This window comes from Afifella sp. IM 167, from assembly GCF_020144925.1.
Classification (GTDB): Bacteria; Pseudomonadota; Alphaproteobacteria; order Rhizobiales; family Afifellaceae; genus Afifella.
Genome location: NZ_NSLC01000020.1, coordinates 1 through 916 on the forward strand (window position 1 = coordinate 1; position 916 = coordinate 916).

The window sequence follows — 916 nt, forward strand, 5'->3', positions numbered from 1 at the left end:
CTTTGCTATGTAATCCTGCAACCTCAAAGTGATCTGCTGTTAAAAGCGAACGTTTCTTCTTGCCTTTCCAATCTCTTTCTTTTCCCGATTTCGTTTTGTCTACCAAAATTTCGGTAGTTGATTTCTCTGACGTTTCAATGTTATTATTTTGGTACATGATAATAGAAAACCGCCTTCCTAGAAGGCATAGAAAGCCCCCTGTAATATTTGGTTTAAGATTCGACACCTTAACCTTATCACAGGGGTTTTTTACTGTCTACCACAAAAAACTAGCTTCACGCTAGTTATATCAAGGCTTCAAGCCTATTTTTCAAAATCTCATTGTTGCTAATGTATGAACAGAAGTAGAAACTCGTTTTCAACGAGTTTAAAAACCTTTTAAAAAAGCCCCAAAATCAGGGCTTTTTTTGCTTATAAACAAACTCCCAATCCAAATCTAAACCACGCATATATTTCAAAAATGTTTTAATAGTCGGTACGCTATTTTGACTTTCGATTTTTGAAATCATACTTGTTGTTAAACCACTTCTTTTCGCCAGTTCAGTTTGAGTTATCCCTTTCCTGACACGAACATCAATTGCAGTAGCAATCATTTCAGCATAAGCATGATCTAATTCATCATCACTGGCACCGAGTTCATAAATCTTTTTCCATGTGGTGCTGTATCTCCTTGCAGTCATCATTAGAGACCTCCTATCACAATAAGGCTTTTCTCCAAGCAAGGGCCGGGTAGTATTTTTTGAGAAAAACCACTCAAAAAATCTCCACCCTTTCCCCTTGCTTTCCGAAATTCGGCAGGTGTTGGGATGTCGCCAAGCCGAACATACCAAAAACGAGGATTTCAGGAATTCGGCTTGCTCTGACCATTGTACCTGCCGAACCGCCAGCACTTCCGACCAAAATATTCTTCTAGGCA

At 38.9% G+C, this 916-nt stretch carries 1 protein-coding gene; it reads right to left on the bottom strand.

Features of this window, described 5'->3' with window-relative positions:
- Positions 1-395: 395 nt before the first annotated feature.
- On the bottom strand, positions 396-916 hold a 521-nt coding region (locus CLD20_RS19920; protein ID WP_224408427.1), incomplete at its 5' end, for a helix-turn-helix domain-containing protein.